Source organism: Niveispirillum sp. GW835-FHT14G11 (genome assembly GCF_058793615.1).
Window position 1 is genome coordinate 1 of record NZ_JBXAFZ010000003.1, and the last position, 22,587, is coordinate 22,587.

The 22,587-nt window shown below is 59.8% G+C and carries 22 protein-coding genes, 1 tRNA gene and 6 pseudogenes; 17 read left to right on the plus strand and 12 right to left on the minus strand.

All coding sequences use genetic code 11. The annotated features are described in order from the left end of the window. Positions 1–79: 79 nt before the first annotated feature. Positions 80–847 (plus strand): annotated as a pseudogene (tnpC, locus tag AC1Q7F_RS06270) (IS66 family transposase); the annotation flags it as partial. A gap of 68 nt (positions 848–915) precedes the next feature. Here the strand turns inward: tnpC and tnpB are convergent. Further along, positions 916–1,089: pseudogene (tnpB, locus tag AC1Q7F_RS06275) on the minus strand (IS66 family insertion sequence element accessory protein TnpB); the annotation flags it as partial. After that, complete coding sequence (tnpA, locus tag AC1Q7F_RS06280; protein WP_492504910.1) at positions 1,086–1,526, minus strand: IS66-like element accessory protein TnpA; 441 nt, start codon at positions 1,524–1,526, stop codon at positions 1,086–1,088. The gene tnpA and the pseudogene tnpB, both read right to left, overlap by 4 nt. Positions 1,527–1,635: 109 nt before the next feature. On the opposite strand from tnpA, the pseudogene AC1Q7F_RS06285 reads away from it, so the two are divergent. Then, a pseudogene (locus AC1Q7F_RS06285) lies at positions 1,636–1,920 on the plus strand (transposase); the annotation flags it as partial. 39 nt (positions 1,921–1,959) lie between these two features. On the opposite strand, the gene thcA reads toward AC1Q7F_RS06285, so the two are convergent. From thcA to AC1Q7F_RS06305, 4 genes are read right to left on the minus strand one after another with little or no spacing between them, the layout of a single operon-like run. Continuing rightward, positions 1,960–2,544: a Thoeris type III anti-phage system protein ThcA gene (gene thcA / locus AC1Q7F_RS06290; RefSeq protein WP_492504912.1), complete on the minus strand. Its 585-nt coding sequence runs from the start codon at positions 2,542–2,544 to the stop codon at positions 1,960–1,962. Then, a complete protein-coding gene (thcB4, locus tag AC1Q7F_RS06295; protein WP_492504914.1) occupies positions 2,544–3,725 on the minus strand; it encodes a Thoeris type III anti-phage system protein ThcB4 in 1,182 nt (393 codons plus the stop codon). Before thcB4 ends, thcA begins: the two co-directional genes overlap by 1 nt. Then, on the minus strand, positions 3,725–4,327 hold the full coding sequence (locus AC1Q7F_RS06300; protein ID WP_492504916.1) for a TIR domain-containing protein: 603 nt from the start codon (positions 4,325–4,327) through the stop codon (positions 3,725–3,727). The genes thcB4 and AC1Q7F_RS06300 overlap by 1 nt, the downstream gene beginning before the upstream one ends. A 16-nt stretch (positions 4,328–4,343) precedes the next feature. Next, a complete protein-coding gene (locus tag AC1Q7F_RS06305; protein ID WP_492504918.1) occupies positions 4,344–4,823 on the minus strand; it encodes a TIR domain-containing protein in 480 nt (159 codons plus the stop codon). Positions 4,824–5,090: 267 nt separating this feature from the next. Between AC1Q7F_RS06305 and AC1Q7F_RS06310 the strand changes: the two are divergent. Then, positions 5,091–5,408, plus strand: a pseudogene (locus tag AC1Q7F_RS06310) (transposase); the annotation flags it as partial. A gap of 13 nt (positions 5,409–5,421) precedes the next feature. Beyond that, complete coding sequence (locus AC1Q7F_RS06315) at positions 5,422–5,613, plus strand: response regulator transcription factor (RefSeq protein ID WP_492504919.1); 192 nt, start codon at positions 5,422–5,424, stop codon at positions 5,611–5,613. Positions 5,614–6,167: 554 nt separating this feature from the next. Here AC1Q7F_RS06315 and AC1Q7F_RS06320 read toward each other — a convergent pair. Both AC1Q7F_RS06320 and AC1Q7F_RS06325 read right to left on the minus strand, forming a co-directional pair. Next, the gene (locus AC1Q7F_RS06320; RefSeq protein WP_492504921.1) at positions 6,168–6,551 is read right to left on the minus strand and encodes a helix-turn-helix domain-containing protein; all 384 of its coding nucleotides are present in this window, start codon (positions 6,549–6,551) and stop codon (positions 6,168–6,170) included. Next, positions 6,548–6,808 (minus strand): type II toxin-antitoxin system RelE family toxin, encoded by a 261-nt coding sequence (locus AC1Q7F_RS06325; protein WP_492504923.1) that lies wholly within the window; start codon positions 6,806–6,808, stop codon positions 6,548–6,550. Before AC1Q7F_RS06325 ends, AC1Q7F_RS06320 begins: the two co-directional genes overlap by 4 nt. Before the next feature lie 535 nt (positions 6,809–7,343). Here AC1Q7F_RS06325 and AC1Q7F_RS06330 point away from each other — a divergent pair. The 5 genes and pseudogenes from AC1Q7F_RS06330 (at position 7,344) to AC1Q7F_RS06350 (ending at position 11,880) form a co-directional block, all read left to right on the plus strand. Next, a complete protein-coding gene (locus AC1Q7F_RS06330; protein ID WP_492504925.1) occupies positions 7,344–7,613 on the plus strand; it encodes a hypothetical protein in 270 nt (89 codons plus the stop codon). 8 nt (positions 7,614–7,621) lie between these two features. Then, the gene (locus tag AC1Q7F_RS06335; protein ID WP_492504927.1) at positions 7,622–10,018 is read left to right on the plus strand and encodes a hypothetical protein; all 2,397 of its coding nucleotides are present in this window, start codon (positions 7,622–7,624) and stop codon (positions 10,016–10,018) included. Positions 10,019–10,100: 82 nt separating this feature from the next. Then, positions 10,101–10,250 (plus strand): annotated as a pseudogene (locus AC1Q7F_RS06340) (helix-turn-helix domain-containing protein); the annotation flags it as partial. A gap of 186 nt (positions 10,251–10,436) precedes the next feature. Then, complete coding sequence (locus AC1Q7F_RS06345) at positions 10,437–10,667, plus strand: hypothetical protein (protein ID WP_492504929.1); 231 nt, start codon at positions 10,437–10,439, stop codon at positions 10,665–10,667. 263 nt (positions 10,668–10,930) lie between these two features. Then, positions 10,931–11,880 (plus strand): IS630 family transposase gene (locus AC1Q7F_RS06350; protein WP_492504930.1). Its coding sequence is split into 2 segments (ribosomal slippage): positions 10,931–11,270 and positions 11,270–11,880, totalling 951 coding nucleotides; the frame shifts between segments, so codons are not numbered across the junction. A gap of 105 nt (positions 11,881–11,985) precedes the next feature. Here the strand turns inward: AC1Q7F_RS06350 and AC1Q7F_RS06355 are convergent. Beyond that, positions 11,986–12,834: pseudogene (locus AC1Q7F_RS06355) on the minus strand (YifB family Mg chelatase-like AAA ATPase); the annotation flags it as partial. Positions 12,835–13,122: 288 nt separating this feature from the next. On the opposite strand from AC1Q7F_RS06355, the gene AC1Q7F_RS06360 reads away from it, so the two are divergent. Both AC1Q7F_RS06360 and AC1Q7F_RS06365 read left to right on the plus strand, forming a co-directional pair. Then, positions 13,123–13,584, plus strand: a complete 462-nt coding sequence (locus AC1Q7F_RS06360; RefSeq protein WP_492504932.1) for a (2Fe-2S)-binding protein — start codon at positions 13,123–13,125, stop codon at positions 13,582–13,584. A 3-nt stretch (positions 13,585–13,587) separates the two neighbouring features. Continuing rightward, positions 13,588–15,828, plus strand: coding sequence for a xanthine dehydrogenase family protein molybdopterin-binding subunit (locus tag AC1Q7F_RS06365; RefSeq protein WP_492504934.1), 2,241 nt, complete (start codon positions 13,588–13,590; stop codon positions 15,826–15,828). 41 nt (positions 15,829–15,869) lie between these two features. Here the strand turns inward: AC1Q7F_RS06365 and AC1Q7F_RS06370 are convergent, their stop codons facing one another. Then, positions 15,870–16,625 (minus strand): substrate-binding periplasmic protein, encoded by a 756-nt coding sequence (locus AC1Q7F_RS06370; RefSeq protein WP_492504936.1) that lies wholly within the window; start codon positions 16,623–16,625, stop codon positions 15,870–15,872. A gap of 156 nt (positions 16,626–16,781) precedes the next feature. Between AC1Q7F_RS06370 and AC1Q7F_RS06375 the strand changes: the two genes are divergently transcribed. Then, positions 16,782–17,156 carry a VOC family protein gene (locus tag AC1Q7F_RS06375; protein WP_492504938.1) on the plus strand — a complete coding sequence of 125 codons (375 nt, stop codon included), beginning with the start codon at positions 16,782–16,784 and terminating at the stop codon, positions 17,154–17,156. Here AC1Q7F_RS06375 and AC1Q7F_RS06380 read toward each other — a convergent pair. After that, positions 17,153–17,461: a hypothetical protein gene (locus AC1Q7F_RS06380; protein WP_492504940.1), complete on the minus strand. Its 309-nt coding sequence runs from the start codon at positions 17,459–17,461 to the stop codon at positions 17,153–17,155. The genes AC1Q7F_RS06375 and AC1Q7F_RS06380 overlap by 4 nt on opposite strands. A 212-nt stretch (positions 17,462–17,673) precedes the next feature. Between AC1Q7F_RS06380 and AC1Q7F_RS06385 the strand changes: the two genes are divergently transcribed. The 5 genes from AC1Q7F_RS06385 (at position 17,674) to AC1Q7F_RS06405 (ending at position 22,301) form a co-directional block, all read left to right on the plus strand. Beyond that, entirely contained in the window at positions 17,674–18,549 is an 876-nt protein-coding gene (locus tag AC1Q7F_RS06385; RefSeq protein WP_492504942.1) for a dienelactone hydrolase family protein, read from the plus strand. A 107-nt stretch (positions 18,550–18,656) separates the two neighbouring features. Continuing rightward, the gene (locus AC1Q7F_RS06390) at positions 18,657–19,631 is read left to right on the plus strand and encodes an aspartate carbamoyltransferase catalytic subunit (protein WP_492504944.1); all 975 of its coding nucleotides are present in this window, start codon (positions 18,657–18,659) and stop codon (positions 19,629–19,631) included. Between the two features lie 74 nt (positions 19,632–19,705). After that, complete coding sequence (locus tag AC1Q7F_RS06395) at positions 19,706–20,287, plus strand: hypothetical protein (protein WP_492504946.1); 582 nt, start codon at positions 19,706–19,708, stop codon at positions 20,285–20,287. Between the two features lie 83 nt (positions 20,288–20,370). Next, entirely contained in the window at positions 20,371–21,072 is a 702-nt protein-coding gene (locus AC1Q7F_RS06400; protein WP_492504948.1) for a 2OG-Fe(II) oxygenase, read from the plus strand. A gap of 410 nt (positions 21,073–21,482) precedes the next feature. Further along, positions 21,483–22,301, plus strand: a complete 819-nt coding sequence (locus AC1Q7F_RS06405; protein WP_492504949.1) for a hypothetical protein — start codon at positions 21,483–21,485, stop codon at positions 22,299–22,301. A gap of 66 nt (positions 22,302–22,367) precedes the next feature. On the opposite strand, the gene AC1Q7F_RS06410 is transcribed toward AC1Q7F_RS06405, so the two are convergent. Continuing rightward, positions 22,368–22,457 (minus strand) — tRNA-Ser (locus AC1Q7F_RS06410). Positions 22,458–22,587: the final 130 nt, after the last annotated feature.

Consider the following 22,587-nt stretch of genomic DNA (forward strand, 5'->3'; position numbering starts at 1 on the left):
TTCGGCGACAGGTTCACAAAGGCCATGAACGCCTGATTTGAAACCGCCCAGCCGAGCACGGAATTCCCGATAGTCCCCCAGCACATCCTACATGTGGGCCTACCGCAGTAGCGAGGACAGTGACGAGCCGATCGTGTTGCTCGACTATCAACCGGGCCGCGGCCAGATCTACCCACAGGCATTTCTCGGCGATTATCGCGGCATCCTGATGAGCGACGGCTATGCCGCCTAGCGCACGCTGGCGGGGGCCACCCACCTGGGCTGTATGGCCCATGCAAGACGGCGCTTTGTCGATGCCCTCAAGGCGAGACCCAAACCCGGTGGGCCGCCGGAGCAGGCGCTGAAATTCTTCGAGCAGTTCTACAGAGTCGAGAGGCAGGCGCAAAACGAAAAGCCGGATACAGGTGAAACCCAGGCAGACTGCATTCGCCGGTTCCGTCAGCAGCACAGCATCCCCGTCCTGAACGCCCTTAAGCAATGGCTCGACACCATCGCCCCAAAGGTCCCGCCGGACAGCAAGCTTGGTGATGCCGTCTCCTATGCCCTGAACCAATGGCCATATCTGACGCGCTACACCGAAGACGGCAGAATGCCGATAGACAACAACCTCCTGGAACGCGACATCAGAATCTTTGCTACTGGCAGGAAGAACTGGTTGTTCAGCAACACCGTCGAGGGCGCAAGGGCCAGCGCCGTCGTCTACAGCCTGATGTTGACCTGCCGGGCCTGCGGCGTCGAGCCCTTCGCCTGGCTGCACCACGTCCTCACCGAACTACCAAAGCACGCAGCTGAAGCCGACATCGACGATCTGCTGCCATTCAATTTCGCCAAAACCCAGGCCGCCTGACCAAGCCGGGTGCCGTCATGGCATGGACCGGGCCTCAACGTGCCGAGAAATGAGCGCTTACCGTCATGCCACAGGCATTTCAACAGCGCGCCGCTGCGGCCTCGGAACACGTAAAGATCACCGGCGTGCGGGTCCCGGCCCAGACCCTGCTGCACCTTCAGCGCCAGCGAATTCATCCCACGGCGCATGTCAGTCACCCCACCCGCCAGCCACACCCGCACATCCGATGCAACCGGGATCATGGGCACCGCCCAGGAATCGCCAGGGCCTTCAGCACGCTGACCGCCAATGCCGGATCAACGCCACCCTGCATCCGCACACACGTCCCGCCAGGCAGCGTGACCTCCAGTATCGCGGGCACCGACGGCACCGACGGATCCTCAGCAACCGCTGGTTCGGTGCAAATGGACGGCGGCGGAACTGACGGTGCCGGGCCATCATCCAGCGCCACAGTCACGGGCAGAAAGCCTGTTGTATCCTCTCCCCCCGGCTCCACCGACACGGAAAGCTCACGCCGCCAGCGGTACAGCAGGCTTTCGTGAACACCCAGCCGGCGCGCTGCCGCCGTCACCATAACCCCCGGACGGAAAGCCTCGTCCACAAGCCGGGCCTTCTCGTCCCGGCTATAGAACCGGCGGCGCTCCGTACCTGTCAGAAACTCAACACGCTGGTAAGACATGACGTTTGCTACTCGTTTGCGTCCGCGCGATGACGCGCCACACAAACATCCCCACATCAACCATGCCCGACAAGGCGGCCTTCACCGGAGGCGTACAACTCCGCCGCACGAGGCTGAGAATGACATACTGCTCTACATGACCATTCCCCGGAACAAAGGGCCAACAATATCCACAACACCAATCCCATCGAACGCCTCAACGATGAGATCAAGCGCCGCACCGAGGTCGTCCGCATCTTTCCAATAGAGGTCGCCGTCACCAGGCCGGTCGTTGCTATCTTGCCCGAATAGAATGATGAATAGGCCGTCCAGTGAGCCCGCCTACATGACACTGGAAACCATCGCTCCGCTCATCGATAAGCCCATCATCACGCTGTCCGCCGTGGCCGCATGATAAACTCGGCTGGACACGCTGGAGAGCGCGATCGCGTCCCTAGAGTACCGCCGGGGACGCGATCGTAAGTAGTCTGCGCCGGAACAAGCTGGCATAAGTCCGTTCACGAGCCAGTTCACGATCATAGCTGCCGTTTTGGTGCACGATCGCCGCAGCCGCACCGGTAGAAGAAATCGGCAGAACCGGAGCGTTGGGGTGTGACGCGATGAAAAGATCGCATTCTTCGTGAATGCCTTCCATGCCACCGATGATCACTGCAGCGGTAAAGGGACGGCTAGTTATCATCGCCCGCCGCATGGCCGTGAGGCTCTTCGCTTTGTCGTTCTCTACGGCATCGGTCATCGTCACATTGACGAAGTTCGCAAGCTCAGGCGGCAGCACCCCTTGGAAAAGGCGACTTTGATAAATTGTCACGCGATCAGAACTGAGTTCCGCTTCTCGAACGAACAATGCTAAAAGAGGAGTGATGGCCGGATGCCCACCACAAGTTATTCGCCCTACCGGCAGGACGACTTCGACAAGCGCCTTGATGGCTTCCCGTATGGCGAGAACATCGGCCGTATTGAAGAATATACGGTTGCGCTGTGGAAGCGGCACACTCGCTGAAAGGAAAATCTCAATCATCATACTGTCTCAGAAAGACGCTCGGTCACCTTGGCCATCTGTACGGTTCGAATCGGCAAATGTGCGTCCAGCCAGGCAAGGTGCTTCAGCCAAGATTGAAGGATACCTCGGCTGTCGTAGATGATCCAGATTTCATCCGATCCCAAGTTCGGATCGGAGACTTTCGAGAATATCTCGTTGATGCGATCGGATTTGGGCACGCCGACTGCGGGAACGACGGCGAGCTTTTTTCCCGATGCCACCGCCAAGGAAATCCACCCCTCCACCTGAACAGAAACGGTGAGGCCGAGATCCCTGGCTGCGTCGCAAAAACTGTCAACGAGATAGAGATGCCGTGCAGCCAATGCGCGAGCCCGAAGGCGCTCCGCTTGGTCGCAGATGCGAACAAGGCTACGCCGCTTAATGAATTGCCCCCGAAAGGGAAGGTAGCACAGGAAATCCGATCGCTTCAGCTTTAGGAAATGGCTGAATGCCGAGGTGGGATCTTCCTCAAGGCTAGGCCAAAGTACATGCAGGATTTGGACGTTCGTAGCGTTCGCTTGGGTTAGCTCGGCCGCGGTCCATCGCCCCTCGCGAAACCCCGGTGTATCAATAAGGATAATGACGTCCGAATCCGTCATCCGATGCCAAAGCTCGTTCTGAAAATCCAGAGCCGGTGGGACAGAGCGCACGTCGATAAAAACGTCAAAGCCCCGAGCATCTAGGGCCTCGTAGAGTCGATTCGCGAGAGGTTGCGAACCAGAGCGCTTGTAGCTGATGAATAGTCGCCTTTCCCGCCGCAGCAGTCGGAATGTCTCGAAGACCAGGTTCGTGAGCCGGAGGACCGCACTGCCGCCCGGATCAAGGGCTATCGCATTGATGTGACGCAACTGAGGGGGAACTTCTTTGCTGACTTGGGTTAAGTCGGAAACTACGGGAGCAATGACCGCCGAATCCTCCAGCAGCTCAGCTATGAGTTTTGTATCATTTGAAACCGAGGTATGCCCAAAGAAAACGGCCATTACTGGAACGCTGAGATTCCGATATTGCGCGTCCTCGGCATCGAAGAAGCGGATCGCGTCTTTCGGCAATCCCAAACTTTTGAGGCCACTTTCGACTTCTGAGCGCAGATGCTGAATAGCGCTATTGGGTGCTCCGAGCACCACCAACTGATAGGAGAAGCGGATGGGTAGATCGGACATCATCGGCCAGCCATTGCAGCGGCTGTCTCGATCCATCCACCGATGTTGGCTCTCCCGTTCTGCGCTGCAAAGTCGTAGGATAAATAATGTTTCGAGAGTTGAACGACCGAATTCGTCGTTGGCGTGTCAAACCAAAGATCGCTTGTATTAATAGCACGAGTATAGTCACTGTAGGTGATCCACTTTCCGTCAGACCATTCAGCGAGATATATGCCGTTGCTAGTTTTGTAGAGACCCATCTGGGCAAGAGGGTCTGCTCCCTTCTCGCTCAGCTCTTTTTTATTGTTCTGCACACCATGGATGAAGACGGTCAAAAGGCCGTTGCCTTTCACGACGCTTCGGGCGATTTCATATCGGACCCAGCGTCGGTTCCATGTGTTCGTACCAGCAAGGACGCATGTAACAGAAGTATTTTCGAGGCCCTCGCGAAGGAAGCGCTTCAGGGCTTCCTCGCTTTCCCGTTTCGAAGCCTCAAAAACGCTACTGTCGAAAAATCCGCGGCTCTCTTCATCCGCTTCCCTCACAACCCAACTATTGCGCACATTCCAAGCACGCCAGACATCTGGTTTATAATGGAAAGAGAAGAAAGTTCGGCGTGGCAAGACGTTATCTCCACAGCTATTTACGAGCCTTCACAGCGTCGTTGACCCACGTCTCGATGTTCGAGGCGATATAATCGTATACATTCGTACTTGTCGTATAGGGAGGATCGTAGACCTTTCCAGTCACCACAACCCCATCAACGGTAAGACCAGTGAAAGGGTTCGAGCCCTTGCTTGCTTGTGCCCCAGCCGCATCTTTAAGGTTGTGAATATGGATGGCCAACACGCCCAGTCCATCTTTCCATGCCTTTTTGATCTCGTGCTTGACCCAACGCCGCCCCGAGGTCTTTTCCCCAACGAGAACGACAAGGCACTCCTTGTCCTTCATGTTGTTGGCGATCCATGCTTCAATGGCAGCATCCCCCTTTCTCTTGATTTCCTCCCATTTATTTGCATCAAGGATGGTCTGTTCTTCTATGGCGCCGATTTGCTTTATCTGCGATACTCGCCAGTTGTCCGGCTTGTAGTGAAAACTTAGAAAGCATTTTTTTGCCAAGAGAACCTCCCCGAAACTAACCCAATCTCTACCGGCGTTTCCATCTCGGACGGCAGTAGCGAGAGTATTGTTGTCCTCTGCGGAACGCAGTGGTGGTATTATGACAAGCCCCTCACCTGACGTCTACCATTGTGTCATGACGGACGACTTAGCCCCACCAAGTGTGCTGACACAAGGTGAGCACATTGTCCGGCGTGCGCGAACAAAAGGAGAATTTTTGTCCGGGAACCCGGCCGCTCGGCCCAGGCCGACGCCTTTATCAACAACATGGAAGCGGCGCATGGTGCTGCCATGGCTATCCGGCGGCAGACGCGCAAACAATACTCGGCGGAGGAGAAGATCCGCATCGTGCTGTCTGGCCTTCGCGGGGAGGACAGCATCGCGGAACTGTGCCGGCGCGAAGGCATCGCCGAGAGCCTGTATTGCAGCTGGTCCAAGGAATTCCTGGAGGCCGGCAAGAAGCGCCTGTCGGGCGACACGGCCCGCCAGGCCAGCACCGGCGAGGTCAAGGATCTGCGGCGGGAGATGCGCGACCTGAAGGAAGTGGTCGCCGACCTGACGCTGGAAAACCGCCTGCTCAAAAAAAGCATGATCGCGGATGACCGACCGCGAAAGGGATGTGCTGTCCTGGATTGCACGCGGCAAGACCACGCGGGCTGTTGCCGCCATTCTCGACATCTCGACCGAAACCGTTGAATCCCATGTCAGGGCGTCCATGGCCAAGTTAGGAGCCAGCAACAGGACGGCTGCGGCCGTTCGGGCGGTTCAACTGCGGTTGATCGATCCGTGATGGCTGGCCATGAGTGCCTACTTCATCCCCAATCCCAAATCATCTCAGGAATTTGCCGGTTGCGAGGGGGCTGACCGCGTGCCGGCCCGAGCAATTTGAACGGGCTGCCGACGAACTCGTCGGCAGCTGGAATATGAGGGAGCGGCGGTAACGCAGGGGCATCTGTCGGTTCCATGGCATCCTCCATTATGCTGCAAATAATAGAACATAACCGGAACAATCAATGAGCAGGATTTCGAGGCGCTACGAGGCTATGTGCGCCAGCTCGACGCCGATGTCATCGCACTCCAAGAGGTCGACACCGTTGAAGCGGCGGCCAAGGTTTTTGACCCATCGGAGTATACTGTCATCCTGGGTGATGAGACGGATTACCAGCGGGCCGGTTAGGCAATCCGGAAATCCGTCCGATACACGCGCATGCCCGACCTGGCGGCCCTTGATCTGCTGGACGGCAAGCCCCGTAGCCTACGGGATACAGATTGAACTGAATACAGCATAAGGCGCTCCTCTCATTGCTAAGGTTCTATGGTGACAGCGTTACCGACCCGGCAGGATCAACCCGCGTTGCGTGGCATCAGATCGTCCATGTCCAACATCAGAGCCTTGGCGAGCTGGGCAAGCACGGCCACGGAGCCGGGCTTCTTGCCGCTTTCGATTTCGGACAGGTAGGCCTTGGAGATGCCTACCTGTGCAGCCAGATCGCCCGCAGTCAGGCCGCGGTACTTGCGCCAAGTGCGAACCGGGTTCGCGCCTTCGAGCAGTGCTTCGGCCATATCCAGGGGGATTTCCTCCGTCCGTCCGGCGGCCAGGTCGGCTTCGACTTGACGCAGCCGCGCACGGTCGTGGGCCTCCTCCAGCTCATCCAGCAGCGCCTCATAGTCGGCCTTGGACAGGGTGACGGTTTCGTCGGTGGTAGCGATTGGGCGGATGGCGTTCATTTGTATATTTCCCCTCTGATTTCAACGACGCGGACGCGCATCGTGTCATCGATGCGGATCACGACATACACGGCCCGCCAGTCGCCCTGGCGGATGCGGAAGGTATCCTTCTCGCCCTTCATCGCCTTCACATCGAAGGGATGAGGGGCAAACGGTTCCGCCGCCACAATCCGCAGCTTTGCCAGCAAGGCCTTGCGTGCCGTGGGGGGCATCTTGTCCATGCCCTTCAGGGCCGCCTTTTCGATGACCAGTTTCATAGGTCATGTTCGCAAATAGCGAACACTTCTGCAAGGATACTTTTCGCAAATAGCGAAATAAATGGTCCTTGGGTGACAGCCTGTGACACGTTTCACAGATACAAAGCACGGTTGCCCGGAACTGCCGGTTCACCTTGTGCCGGGCGACCGTGCAGCGGGCGACATCGAACATGCCGGCATAATTCACCGAGAACGGTGGTGATGACCATCGGTGGGGAAATGGGAGGTACGCGCCGTTTGGCCGGAAACTCAGGAGAGAGATTGGTGCGGCCAGCATCCACCGGCATCTGCGGCGCCGGGAGCACCGGGCGCGGAGCGCCCGGTGAGCGAGAGGCGGATGCAGGGGTCCGGCCGGATTCCCTTCCTCCCTCCTGAACCCGGCAGCCTGCAAATCCCACCCCCGGCGGACGGCATGCTGCCTAGCCTGACGTCCAGGATGCCCGAGTAGTTGATGGAGCAGGCAAGAGTGCACCGCTAGGATTGCCGCGCCACGACCGATTGGATATGCTTCTCCAATCCGCCGGGGAGGATTTAAATGGGCTATCTTCAACCTTGGCTGCTGATCGGCACCATCGTGCTGCTGGCGCTCGCTGTACTGCTGCTGTCATCGCGGCCGGGCCGGAAAGCCGACGTGCGGCTTGGCGATAACAATAGCAATAACACCATCACGAACGTTGCCGGGGACTACGCCGGCGGCGGCGAAACGCCTCCTACCCCGGTCGGGCTCCAACGGAGCCTCGGGATCGCAAGTGCCGCAATCGGGCTCGTTCTCGCTGCTATACAACTTCGGAACTTGCTGAAATGAGCCGGTAGATGGCACGCAAGGCAGGAACCCGCATCGGGAACAACAACAATAATTGCGTTATTATCAACGCAGCAGGCAACGCTACGGTCTCATTGGAGGGATGGACACAGATTCCACACCAGTCGCCGTGGTTCAAGACGAAGGATGCGAACCCGAAGGATCTGCTGTCCCTGCTGCGCTGGGACAGCCGTATCAGCGGCCGCCTAGGGCGCGACGCGGAGTTCGACGATCTTCTGGCCTGGACTGATGGCGGCAAAGCCGGTGTCCAGGCACGGTTGATTTCGGGGGATGGCGGTGCAGGCAAAAGCCGACTTGCCGGAGATCTGGCACAGGAGTTGGTCGAACGCGGGTGGCGTGCCGAAAAGCTGACCGATAACCTGACAGCGCAAGCGGTGCTACCCCTCGGAAGCCTCAAGCGGGAGTGGCCAAAACAGTCCTCCTTGAATCGGTTGCTTGGCAAAAAGCGGTCCGGCACGCCTGCGCTGAAAGGCGGTTTGCTGATCGTGTTGGATTATCCGGAGGGCCGGGTAGCACTGGTTGAACGGCTGCTGGAATCGCTGCGCGATTATACGTCCGAGGCCAACCTGCGCATCCGCCTGCTGCTGCTGTCCCGGCAGGATGACCGTGAATGGCAATCCACGATCACAAGGGCGCAAGCCAATGGGATTTTCCAGGCCAGTCCAATCAATCTGGGCCGCTCCGACGACCCCGCCTTGCAGTTGACATCCATGCTGAGTGGTTTCGCTACGGCTCTAGGCAAGGCAGTTCCATTGTTGTCAGCGGGGGAGGCAGATCGCTGGCTGGCGGCCAACGACGCCTACCAACAACCCCTGTTCCTGGCCGCTGCGGCCCTGCATTTCTGCCTTCGTCCAGAGCAGGGGCTGAGCCTGGGCGGGCCAGAGGCGGTAACGGCCTTGGTCCGTAGGGAATGGGCGCGCGCGGAAAAGGAAAGCGAAGCATTGGGCTGGGACAGGAATGTCCTGCCGCGCCTACTGGCGCTCGCCACCCTGCGCGGCGGTGCGGATGCTGACAAGATGAACGAGTTGGGGAAAATGCTGGGAGCCCCGGCGTGGCCGGACCTTTGCGACCGCCTGCGCAACGAATGCGACGGTCGAGTCAGGCACAACTCCATGCCGGCATTGGAACCTGACCTGCCAGGCGCAGCCTTTGCGGCTCTGGTTTTGGCCGAGAGATCGGACAAGGCCCCCGAGTGGATATGGCAGGCCATCGCTGACAGCCCGATAGGCATTGAGTCTCGGCTGGAACAAGTGTGCAACGATGCTGAGGGTACGCTTCAGCTACTGACTGATCAACCAGACAGCAGGATCAGCCGCATGCTGCTAAAGATGGTGACCGGCAGCCCTGAACGTGCAAGTTCATTGTCCGGCTTCGCTGCCAAGCGGCGGTCCCATCGACTCTCCCATCTCGCATCCGAAGTAGCAAATTTGATGGCTTCGGATGGGTCAGCTGAAAAATATAAAAGAGCTCAAGTGCTCAGCGACCAGTCGCAGCATCTACTTAAAATTGGAAAAATCCAAGAAGCCCACAATGCTGTTGCGGAGGCTGTACAAATATGGAGATCTATATCAGGTAGTACAGAGGGAAAATTCACCATAAGCTTGGCGCGCAGCTTGTTAAATCTTTCTGCTTGTTTGCGCGGCTTGGGAAAGAAAAGCGAAGCTTATGTGGCGGCTCATGAAGCAACGTCAATTATCGTGAAACTGGATCCGGGAAGCTATGCTGAATGCAAAGAGGAAATTGCCTTGTCGCTTGACACTTCCGCAATAATTATATCCGAAATGCCGGATGTTAGGCATGGTAATTATGAGTATTCTATGGCTATAAGTAGTAAGTCCGTGGAAATATATCGAGAGCTCCACTCAGAAGACCCGAAGAACTATAAAAGGGAACTTGCGAGAAGCTTAAATAATTTTGCATTGCGTTGCGCCCAATCAGGAAATATCAGTGACGCACTGAAGGCAATTGAAGAGTCTGAAAGCTTGTGTAGGATCGTGGCGAATGATGATCCCGCACTGAACAAAGAGCTGCTTGCGGAATGCCTGAAGAATTATGCTTTATTAACATTGAATTCGGATAACTTAGGGGCATCCATAGAGCACGCAATTGAGTCAGTAGAAATTTATGAGTCATTATCTAAGGAAGATGAGCGTCTTTTCAATCACCAGTTGGCGATAAGCATCTCCGTATTGGCGGAATGTGTGTTTAGAAATGGAGAATGGACGAGAGCGATTAAGTTGGCAGAGCGAGCCTTTGCGCTGGTCTATCCTCATGCTATTGCCTATCCGGGCAGCCAGTCCGAGAACGCAGCGGCTGCAATGCAGGAAAATATTCAGCGGTACAGAGCTGTTGATTTCCACGCGAAATTGACCCGGGATGGCGACTGATTTCCACTGAGAATTGCCCCATGTGACCCTTCCCCCGGGCTCGGCGAACGACGGGGGGCATCGGAGTGATCACACGGGACTTTTGAATGTCATCCGCCGTTTGGCCCTGCGGGAGACTGTGCCGATCCGAGAGATTGCGCGTCGGACTGGTCTGGCGCGGAATACCATCAAGAAGTATCTGAATGCCGGGATGACCGAGCCGAAGTTCTCGATACCGGAGCGCCCCAGCAAGCACGGACGGCCACAAGGCATATCTGGAAGCCGTTGAAGACGCCTTTGGCGCTGATATCGACTGGACGAACGCGCACGTCAGGATGCAAAGAACCGTGATCGCGGAGGGACAGGCAACCGTCCTGATGTGCTATATTGTCCGTTTGCCGGCAAATGCGCCGGCCTTCTATTCACGGGGGCGGGAAACATGCCAGCCGCAAAGCGCTACATGACAAATCTCTTGGTTCGTATACACTCCGAAAGTGCAAAGGTCTTTGTTAATACCGCAGGCGATGACTTAAGGTATACAGCCGAACAGAGAATCTATCGGCATCTTAAAGGTTTGGCTAATGCAGTCATGGATGGCCGCGTTAATGGCACATTCGTTGAGATAAAGGGTAAAACCACGGAAGAAATATATAAAGAATTCTTTGGGTGATTAAACTCTATGTGCCAATCGAGTCACAAAAAAAATGCACTTTATATTGAATATATTTATGAATTTAATACCCCCGCGATTAGGTAATACTTTTACGCTCCGCGCTGATTTACTAGGCGCCTGGTCGGTTACAGCAGAGCAGAACGCGCACGAAATCATCCGAAACGGGTTTAGAGCGGATTGAGCGGCTTGTGAATCGTGGGATTCCCAAGCGGCAAGGTTTGTGATTCAAAACTGGGGCTGGTGATGGAGGCCAGCCCGCCATGTCCAAGGCCCTGTCCGTTGATCTGCGCCAGCGCGTCGTTGACGCGGTTTTCTCCGGCTCGTCCTGCCGCGCGGCGGCGGCTCGCTTTGGTGTCGGCGTGTCGTCGGCGATCCGGTGGGTGGCGCGGGCGCGCACGCGTGGTGACCTGACCCCCGACAAACGGGGCGGGAACGTGCGGTCGCATCGGATCGACGGCCATCGGGAATTCATCCTGGCCCTGATCGCGGCGGACCCCGACCTGACCTTGGCGGAAGTGGCCGAGCGGCTCGACGCGGCGACGGGCTATCGGCCTCTGCCCAGCCTTGTGTGCCTCTTCTTCCAGCGCCACGGCGTGACGCGCAAAAAAAGACGGCGCACGCTGCCGAACAGGGTCGAGCGGACATAGCGGAACAGCGCGAGGCATGGTTCGACGGTCAGCCGGACCTGGACCCGGACCGCTTGGTGTTCATCGACGAGTGCGGCACATCGACGAAGATGGCCCGGATGTATGGCCGGGCGCCCAGGGGCGAGCGGTGCCGTGCTCCGGTCCCGCACGGCCACTGGAACACCACCACCTTCGTCGGCGCGCTGCGCCTGTCCGGCGTCACCGCGCCGATGACCCTGAGCGGCGCTATGAACGGTGCCGCCTTCCTCACCTACGTCGAACGGGTTCTGGTTCCAACCTTGATGCCCGGCGACATCGTCGTGCTAGACAACCTGCCGGCCCACAAGCTGCCCGCCGTCCGCAAGGCCGTCGAAAGAGCCGGAGCCGTGTTCAGGCTTCTGCCGCCCTACAGCCCTGACTTCAATCCGATCGAGATGGCTTTCTCCAAGATCAAAACCCGGCTGCGCGCCATCGCCGCACGAACTCTGCCGGATCTCTGGGACGCCATCCGCGATGCCATCGATGCGGTGACGCCCGATGATTGCCGGGGCTACTTCACAGCCGCTGGCTATGAACCAGAATGATCGGAATTCGCTCTAGCAACGCATACTCAACCGCACGAATCTGATCTTATGCTGACACTGGTCATCTAATAAGCTGATGAGTCAGATTTTTAACTGTTTCTCACAGCCGCCACCGACCATGGCCGCCAGGGTGGCGGAATGATGCACCTCCCGGAACGGCCTTGTCCGGATCAGGCGCCCACCCTCCAGCCCGCCGGCGATGGAATGAACCATGGAGACCTCCAGCGCCTCCGTCGCGTCAAGGCGCGGCAGCAGACCCGGCAGGCGGGCGGCCAGCATCGACTTGCCCGATCCCGGCGGGCCCAGCATCAGCATGTTGTGACCACCGCTGGCCGCCACCTCCAGCACCCGCTTTGCGGTCTCTTGGCCCTTGACGTCACGCAGGTCGCGCAGGCTGCCGGGCGCTTCCACCTGCAGCTTCGGTTCCGGACGGGACAGAAGCTGCGTGCCCTTGAAATGGTTGATCAGCGCCAGCAGCGAGGGCGGTGCCAATATGTCCAGCCCGTCGCCGGCCCAGGCCGCCTCCCCCCCGCTGGCCGCCGGGCAGATCAGGCCCTTGCCGCCGGCCAAGGCGTTGATGGCGGCGGGCAACACGCCTGCAACCGTGGTGATGGACCCGTCCAGCCCCAGTTCACCCAGCGACTGATACCCCGCCATGGCATCGTCGGGCAGGATGCCCATCATCACCAGCAGGGCCAGCGCAATGGGGAGGTCGAAATGGCTGCCTTCTTTCAGCACGTCCGCCGGGGCCAGATTGACCATCAGCCGCTGCGCCGGCAAGGCAATGCCCAGCGCATGCAGGGCGCCGCGCACCCGCTCCCGGCTTTCCCCCACCGCCTTGTCGGGCAGGCCGACAACAGTGAAGGTGATGGGCCCACCGGTCATCTGCACCTGCACATCGATGTCCAGCACATCTATGCCTTGAAAGGCCACCGTCCCAACACGCGCCGCCATTCCATCCCCGCCCGCACTCGTCTTGAGGTGAGTATAGGCGATTAGACTTGCAGGCGGAAAGGGTCCTGCGGAGCCTTTATGGCCGAGAGTCCAGGGTGCCGGGCAGGATCAAGTTATCATCGATGTATCTATGCGGATATAACGATGAGACAAAGTAATGGCGCTGCCCGATCGGCAACGGACGAAATGATCGAAATCTGGAAGACCGTCATACCCCTGCCCCGTCATTCTCCTTTCCGAACGCGGGCTTGGCGAGGGCCTGCGGCATTTCATTCTTGATTGGGGTCAATGATGATAAGCCTGGAGATCAACGGCAAGGTCCGCGAAGTGGACGTGCCGGAGGACATGCCGCTTCTGTGGGTCCTGCGCGATGAATTGAACATGACCGGCACCAAGTTCGGCTGCGGTGTCGCCCAGTGCGGCGCTTGCACGGTGCATGTGGACGGGCAACCGACCCGGTCCTGCCAGTTGCCGGCATCGGCAGCCGTGGGATCGAAGATCACGACGATCGAGGGGATTTCCGGCAAGGCCGCGGCGGCCGTGCAGAAGGCCTGGGCCGACCTGGACGTGGTGCAGTGCGGCTATTGCCAATCCGGTCAGGTGATGGCGGCCACGGCCCTGATCGCCGAGAACCAGAATCCCAGCGATGCCGATATCGAAGCGGCGATGGACGGCAATGTTTGCCGTTGCGCGACATATGTGCGGATCAAGGCGGCCGTGAAAGTGGCCGCCAAGCTGGCGAGGGCCTGAGCCATGATGCTGCGTCAATTGCTGCGCCAGGCCGCGTCCAACGTGGCCGAACCCGCCCCCTCCCGTCGTGCCTTCCTGAAGGGTACCGGCGGGGCCCTGATCATCAGTGCCACCGTGCCGCTGGGTAGCTTCGCGGCCGAAGCGGCCGGCCCTGCCATCGTCGGCCCGGCCGACCCGCGCCCCAACGTTTTCGTGCGCGTGGCCAAGGACAATACCGTCACCGTGCTGGTCAAGCATCTGGACAAGGGCCAGGGCATCATGACCGGCCTGACCACCATCGTGGCGGAGGAACTGGACGCCGACTGGGCCCAGATGCGCGGTGAGCATGCGCCCGCCGACAGCAAGCTTTATGGCAACCATTTCTTCGGCATCCAGGGTACCGGCGGTTCCACCGCTGTCGCCAACAGCTGGGATGAGCTGCGGATGGCCGGTGCGGCCGCCCGCGTCATGCTGGTGAATGCCGCCGCCGCCCAGTGGAAGGTTCCGGCCGACCAGATCAGTGTCGCCAAGGGCGTGGTCAGCCACAAGGCATCCGCTAAGTCCGCCACCTTCGGCCAGTTGGCCGAAGCCGCGTCCAAGCAGCCGATCCCCGCCAAGGTGACGCTGAAGGATCCCGGCCAGTACAGCCTGATCGGCAACGAGACGCTGCACCGTCTGGACCATGTGTCCAAGACCAATGGCACCGCCATCTTCTCCCTGGATATCCGGCGCCCGAACCAGGTGACGGCCGTTCTGGCCCGCAGCCCGCGTTTCGGCGGCACGGTCAAGTCGGTGGATGACAAGGCCGCCCGTGCGGTTCCCGGCGTGATCGACGTGCTGACCCTGCCGGTCGGCGTGGCCGTGGTCGCCAAGAACACCTGGTCGGCCATCAAGGGGCGGGAGGCGCTGTCCGTCCAGTGGGATGATGCCAAGGCCGAAAAGCGCGGCACCGACCAGATCCTGGCCGAATACCGCGCCCAGGCCAAGAAGCCCGGCACCAAGGCCGCCCGCAAGGGCGACACAGGTGCCGCGTTCAAGAATGCCGCCAAGGTGATCGAGGCGGAATACAGCTTCCCCTATCTGGCGCACGCACCGATGGAGCCGTTGAACGCCACCCTTGAAATCACCGCCGATGGTGGCGCTGAAATCTGGGCCGGGTCGCAGTTCCAGGGGGTCGAGCAGCCGGTCGTGGCCGGCATCCTGGGCACCACGCCCGACAAGGTGAAGATCAACACGCTGTGGGCCGGCGGCAGCTTCGGCCGCCGCGCCACCACCAATGCCGACTATATCGCGGAGGTGGCGATCATCGCCAAGGCGCTGGCGGCCAAGGGCAGGAAGGTACCGGTGCATCTGGTCTGGACGCGCGAGGATGACATCCAGGGCGGTCGCTACCGCCCGCTGGTTGTCCATCGCGTCAAGGGCGGGCTGGACAAGGACGGCAAGCTGGTGGCCTGGGAACAGGCCATCGTGACCCAGTCCTTCATCGCCGACACGCCCTTTGCCCAGGTGATGATCAAGGACGGCGTCGATGGCACGGCGGTGGAGGGGGCATCCGACATGGCCTATGCCGTGCCGAACCTGTCCGTCGATTACCACCAGATGTCGTCACCGGTGACGACGCTGTGGTGGCGGTCAGTGGGCCACACGCACACGGCCTACGCCAAGGAAGCCTTCATTGAGGAACTGGCGGCGGCGGCTGGCAAGGACGGGGTGGCTTTCCGCCTGGAACTGCTGGGCGATGCCCATCCGCGCCTGACGGGCGTGCTGAAGCTAGCGGCGGAGAAGGCCGGCTGGTCCAAGCCGCTGTCCCCGGCGGCCGACGGGTCGAAGCGGGCGCGCGGCGTTGCCGTCCATGAAAGCTTCCAGAGCTTCGTCGCGCATGTGGCGGAGGTGACGGTGTCCAAGGACGGCAAGATCAAGGTGGATCGTGTCGTCGTGGCGGTGGATTGCGGTGTGCCCGTGAACCCCGACGTCATCAAGGCCCAGATCGAAGGCGGCACCGGCTTCGGCATCGGCCATGCGCTGCGCGACCAGATCACCATGACAGACGGTCTGGTCGACCAGAGCAATTTTGACGGGTACGAGCCGATGCGCCTGTCCGACATGCCGGATGTCGAGGTGCATATCATGAAGTCCACCGCCCGCCCCACCGGTGTGGGCGAACCCGGTGTGCCCACGGCGGCCCCGGCTGTCGCCAATGCCGTGTTCCGGGCCACGGGCCAGAAGCTGCACGACCTGCCCTTCAGCAAGGCTGGCGTGGTGTGAGGAGGTGCGGGGGCCGGTTCGCCGGTCCCCGCCTTTCTTTCCTATCGGGGATGTCCCGCCGAACCCAGATAGGCACGGTATTCGGGCGCCACATCCTCGGGTAGGTGGATGGAGGCGGTCGCCGCCGTCAAGGCGGTGCGGGTGATCCTGCCCTTCTTCGGCACACCCACCGTGATGTGGTAGCGGGCGGCATATCCCTTGATGGCCAAGTCCCGCCGGTCGCCTGCGAAATAGTGGAACGTGTATTCCGACACGACGCCATATTCGATGCGGCCATGTTCGACCAGACGGAAGACATTCTCTTCCATACGCACATCGCGTCGCACCGATCTGCCCTCCGTCAGGGCCTTGCCCACCCGCTCGCCATATTCATAGCCGATGACGGTGGCCAGTTCCGCCGGCGGGGCGCATGTGTCGCAAATCTCCTTCGCTCCCTTGGGCGCGATGAACACATTGTCGGCGCTGTAGAGCCGACGGCCGAACCAGAGATCGTCCGGGTAGGCATACCATTCCGGCGCCACATGGCAGAGCATGTCCGCCTCCCCCGCCCGCATCAGTTCCGGCACCCGTCTTGGCGGGGCCAGGCGGACGGTGGACGCATATCCCAGACGCTGGGCCACCTTTCGGCAGAGCGCGATAGCCAGGCCCGCCGGCTCCGCCTGTCCTTCCTTCTGGATCAGATAGGGCGGGGGCAGGCTGTCGGCGACCAGCAGGCGCAGGATCGGCACGGGCTCCGCCGCACGGGTGGTGCAAACAGCGGCCGGCACGCACAGGAATGCCGCAACCAGCCAGCGCATTTTCATCCTGTTATCGACCCGCCTGCTCATCATGATTGCCCGCCCGTATCTCGAAAGAGATATAGGCACGATCCCCGGAACTTGGGGAGACCAGACTTGTTAACCAAGCACCGGTCGTGAGACGCTGCCCCCCGGACCACTTGTCCGGAGGATGTGATGGCAGCAGTTCTGGGTTTGGGCGGATTGTTCATCAAGTCGGCCGATCCGGCCGCGATGGGTGAATGGTACCGGCAGGTGCTGGGCATCAACTGGAGCGATTTCGGCGCCATGTTCGCCCATCCCGACCGCGGCTTCACCCTGCTCAGCGGGTTCAAGGACACCACCACCTATTTCGATCCGTCGCCGCTGCCGGTGATGCTGAACCTGATCGTCGATGATCTGGACGGGATGCTGGCACGGGCGAAGGAAGCCGGGGTGGAGCCGCTGGGCCGCGATGACAGCGACCCCAATGGTCGCTTCGGCTGGCTGATTGATCCCTGGGGCTTGAAGATCGAACTGTGGGAAGCACCGCCCGCGACCGAAAAAACCTAAATCCGTTTCCCGCCGGGACGCGGCGCGTGGCGTGGGTCGGTATAGGCTTTAGTCGCCGCTTCAGGCTTTTTCAGGTTTTCCATCAGCGTCATGGCGAAGCGCCCGCCATCGTTGCGCGACCGCAGGAAGGCGGCGACCACTTCGCGTGCGGCATCCTTGTCATAGGGCACCTGATCGGGTGGCAGGGTGCGTGCAGCCTCCGCCGCTTCGGCCGCCTTCTGGGCGCGGGCCAGCACATCGGGATCGATGCGGCGGCGGATGGTGCGGATCTGGCGCAGCAACTCTGCTTTCGCGTCGGTGGTCATCGGTCTGGTCCCGGTTTGGCAGTATATCAGGATGCGCGCAACCGGGCCTTCGGGGCAAGCGGCAATCAAATCAGCAAGATGGGTGAATGGATGGTTGCGCGAACCGATCCTTTGCCTATCTTGGGCGTCCAGTAGTGGCCCTTCGTGCGATTGACGCCTGAAACCTTTCCAGGGATCGCACTCCGGTACCGGAAGAAACACGGGAGAAACCCATGGATCGCGTTGATGCCGAGGCCCAGTGCCTGCTGTCCCCCCTCAATCCCACGCTTTCACGACGGATGTTCGCCATGACGACGCTGGCGGGCGGCTTCGCGCTGTCCACGCTGCCGGTCTCCGCCCAGACCATCACCACGCCCACCGATGGGCTGGTGGCCGGCGAGGTGCAGATCCCGGTGGAAGGCGGCACCCTGCCCGCCTATCGCGCCAAGCCGGCCGGCAAGGGCCCCTTCCCCATCGTGCTGGTGGTGCAGGAAATCTTTGGCGTGCATGAGCATATCAAGGATGTCTGCCGCCGCTTTGCCAAGGAAGGCTATCTGGCCGTGGCGACGGAGCTTTACGCCCGCAAGGGCAACGCCGCCGCCTTCACCGACACCGGAGCCCTGATCCGCGATCTGGTGAACAAGGTGCCGGATGCCCAGGTCCTGGCCGACCTGGATGCCACGGTGGCCTGGGCCGCCAAGGATAGCGGCGACGCGGACCGGCTGGGCATCACCGGCTTCTGCTGGGGCGGGCGGGCCACCTGGCTCTACGCCGCGCACAACCCCAAACTCAAGGCCGGTGTGGCCTGGTACGGCCGCCTGACCAGCGCACCCACGGAGCTGCAGCCGCTGGTGCCGGTCAATCTGGTCCAGAAAATGACCGCCCCCGTGCTGGGCCTCTATGGCGGCAAGGATGGCGGCATCCCCATGGCCGATGTGGTACGGATGCAGAAGGCACTGGAAGCCGTGCATTCCCGCAGTACCATTCATGTCTACCCAGAAGCACCGCACGCCTTCCATGCCGATTACCGGCCCAGCTATCGGCCGGACGACGCCAAGGATGGCTGGAAGCGCTGCCTGGAATGGTTCCGGGCGAACGGGGTAAGGTAACCCCCGTCGGGTTCATGCCCGACCGGCCGTTCTGACGCTTGCCAGGGCCGGGGCGGGACACCATAGTCCCGCCCCGCCGATCCACGCCGTTGCCGAGAGCCCGTCCCATGGCCGTCCATCCGCACGATATCGATGCCCGCGCCCTGACGTTCAACCATCGTCACCTGCTGGGGATCGAGGGGCTGACGGCGCCGGAGATCAATCTGCTGCTGGATACGGCCGACCGCTATGTCGAGCAGAATCGCGGCGAAAACCGGGTCACGAACAAGCTGGCCGGCAAGACCATCGTCAATCTGTTCTTCGAGAACTCGACCCGTACCCGCACCAGCTTTGAACTGGCCGCCCGGCGTCTGGGCGCCGACGCCATCAATATGGCCGTGGATGGCAGTTCGGTGAAGAAGGGCGAAACCCTGATCGACACCGCCATGACGCTGAACGCCATGCATCTGGACGCGCTGGTGGTCCGCCACCAGGAATCGGGCGCGCCCATGCTGCTGGCCAGCAAGGTGAACTGCGCCGTTATCAATGCCGGCGACGGGCAGCATGAGCATCCGACCCAGGCGCTGCTGGACGCACTGACCATCCGTCGCAATCTCGGCACGCTGAAGGGCCTGACCGTCGCCATCTGTGGCGACATCCTGCACAGCCGCGTGGCCCGGTCCAACATCCACCTGCTGAACATTATGGGCGCCAACGTCCGCGTTGTCGCCCCGCCGACCCTGATCCCCGGTGCCGTGGACCGGATGGGGGTGGAGGTGCACCATTCCATGGCGACCGGCCTGAAGGACGCCGACATCGTCATGATGCTGCGCTTGCAGCTGGAGCGCATGCAGGGTTCGTTCCTGCCCAGCCAGCGCGAATATTTCCGTTTCTTCGGCCTGGATTACGACAAGCTGGCGGTGGCCAAGCCCGGCGCCCTGATCATGCATCCAGGCCCCATGAACCGCGGCGTGGAGATCGACAGCCTGGTGGCCGACGATATCCACCGTTCCGTCATCTTGCAGCAGGTGGAATTGGGTGTGGCCGTGCGCATGGCCTGCCTGGACCTGCTGACCAGCGCGCCGAATATCAACCCGCAATGAGGGGCTGCATTAAGGGGAACTGAACGCATCATCATCCGTTGTGGGTGGTAACAACCATCCGGATGGAGGAGAGGGTGACGTTCCAGATGTCGGCACTGGCCCTGTGCGCCCTGTTGGCGGTGCCTGTACAGGCCCAGGCGGCGCTGATCCGGCCGGACACCGTCGATTATGAGGTGCAGGTCGACAGCAAGGGTGGGATCATCACCTGTGGCTACAGCTACCGCGCCGTCTATAAGGACAATAACGGCAGGACCCAGGCCGCCATGGGGGCCGTGAACCTGGTGTTCAGCGGTGGCAAGGAACCCTCGCTCTATACCCACAAGAGCATCGCGGCGAGCTATAGCGACAACCGGTACGAGATCAGACGGCGGCGGGTCCTCTATTCCGCCATCGCGTCCAGGGACCAGACGGTCAGCAGTCGCAAGGCGGATGGGCAGCGGGTGGAGGATTACTATCTGGCCACCGGCACCCTGAAGGACCGGTCCTTCATGGAATTGTTCAACAGCTCCATGGATGGCTTCCTGCTGTCCCTGACGCTGGCCGGCATCGCCGACAACCCGCAGATCCAGATGCCGTCTTTCCGGGAGATCGGTAAATCCATCATCAGCGACCAGATCGCCCGGTGCATGCAGTCCGCCGCCGCGCGCGGAAAGTGATCGCAAGGATCGGAATGCGCCGGATCGGTGGCCGGGCCATCATCGGCCATCGGTGATCGTCCGGGGACATGATGATGGAAGAAATGGCGAAACGCGTCGGGCGGTGTGACTGGCCCGGCGTGGCGCGCGACCTGGACGCACAGGGCTGCGCCGTGCTGCCGGGGCTGCTATCCCCCGCCGAATGTACGGCACTGGCCGGCCTCTATCCCGACGAAGCGCATTTTCGCAGCCATGTGGTGATGGCCCGCCACGGTTTCGGCCGCGGGGAATACCGCTATTTCCGTTATCCGCTGCCGGACCTGTTGCAGGGACTGCGTACCGCGCTCTATCCAAGGCTGGTCCCCATCGCCAATGGCTGGTGTGAGCGGATGGGGCTGGAAACACGCTATCCGGCGACCCATGCCGATTTCCTGGCCCGCTGCCATGGGGCGGGTCAGACGCGGCCGACGCCGCTGCTGCTGCAATATGGCCCAGGCGACTATAATTGCCTGCACCAGGACCTCTATGGCGATCTGTCCTTCCCGTTGCAGACGGCCGTACTACTGTCGCAGCCGGGCCGCGACTTCACCGGCGGCGAGTTCGTCCTGACCGAACAGCGCCCGCGCATGCAGAGCCGGGCGGAGGTGGTGGGGCTGAACCAGGGCGACGCGGTGATCTTCGCCGTCAGTGAAAGGCCCGTGCAGGGAAGCCGCGGCCCCTATCGCGTCACCATGCGCCACGGGGTCAGCCGGATACGATCAGGACAACGGCATACGCTGGGGGTGATCTTCCACGATGCGCGGTGATCAAGGCCGCGTTGTTACTGTCGAACAACGATTCTCACTGCGTAACCGGCTTATGGACGGACATTACTGGGGAAGACCCAACGGGAAGGCAGGACTGTAACAATGCCGGAACTGATGGGGGAATTGACGGAAGCGGTGGGTTTCGCTAACTTATATAATCAAATTTTCTTCGTAATGCGGCTCGGAGAGGTTCGCACCCTCGCTGTACGGGACAAGGATGAGGGAGCCCACTGGCTTGTACCCTCAGCATATGATCGGATTGAATTTCGAGAGGCATGGGGTAGGATTGGTTGATTTTAGAGCTTACATCGCTTCTCCTGAGCAGAATTTAGCAATTTCTCTCCCAGGGCAGCTTTTGCGAATCGAACAGGCCCAGACAGACTACTAGTTTTGTGATTTACGGGTATGGAATGCCAGTCACGACACGACAAAAATGGTACATTGGTATCGTCGTAGCAGTCGCCATAGTTGGCGGCGCCATGTTGCAACATCCGGGACGCCCGCAGCAGCCGCCAGAGCGAACTGTGTTCGTGCCATATCAGCCTCCGTTATTAGAAAGATACCAAACCTTAATTGCCGGAATATTTGCTGTAATTGGTGGGTTTGGTGCAATCTTTGCCAGCGCCATTGCTTATCGTGGTGCTGTTAAAGGTGCAGAATTAACCGCTCAAGCAGCCATTCGTGCAGCTCAGGTTACTGCTGACGAAGTAGCAAGAGATAGAAACGAGAGATTTGATCGCGAAGATGCCGAAGCTGAATCCAATGCCGCCGCCCAACGCAATATCTCGATTGTAAAAACATATATTAATGCGATCAGATGGAGGCAACATCTCCTCGACCGAAAAGATACATTGGAAACAATGAATGAAATAAATTGCACAGAGTTTCCACCGGAAATTATCCTCAATATTATTGAGGAAGCCAAAATAACATTGCCAAATTCAATCTTATCTGACGTTGAAATCCATAACCTTGGAGAGCATTTTGGCAGAATAGCTGGATCAAATGTATTCATAGAAAATAGAGAAGGTCATTGTACTAGCATTATAAATCTATTAAAAAATCAAATCATAAGAATGCAAAAATTACAAAAAATAGAGAATTATGAAAGCGAGATTTTCACTAGCACACTCAAACAAGCGCAAGGAGCAAATGAATTCACCATCGAAATGATAAATGATCTTATAGAATATATATTGAAAGAGACGGAAATAGTGAGAGAAAGATAATCGACAGGCCATCAATGCGCTCGGCATAGAAAATCAGCCTCAAATAGCGCTGGCAAGAAACCGAACTGGCGGAAGAGGTGGGATTCGAACCCACGGACGGCTCGCACCGTCGCTGGTTTTCAAGACCAGTGCCTTAAACCACTCGGCCACTCTTCCATACCGTTCAGGGGGGCGTCGCTTACGGTCTTTTTTTCATCACCACCGCAGCCTGTCGGAGACCCACCTAGAACCCCTTGTAACCACAATCCTGTTTTTGGGTCCAGTGCCACAGGGCCGGTTAACCCCC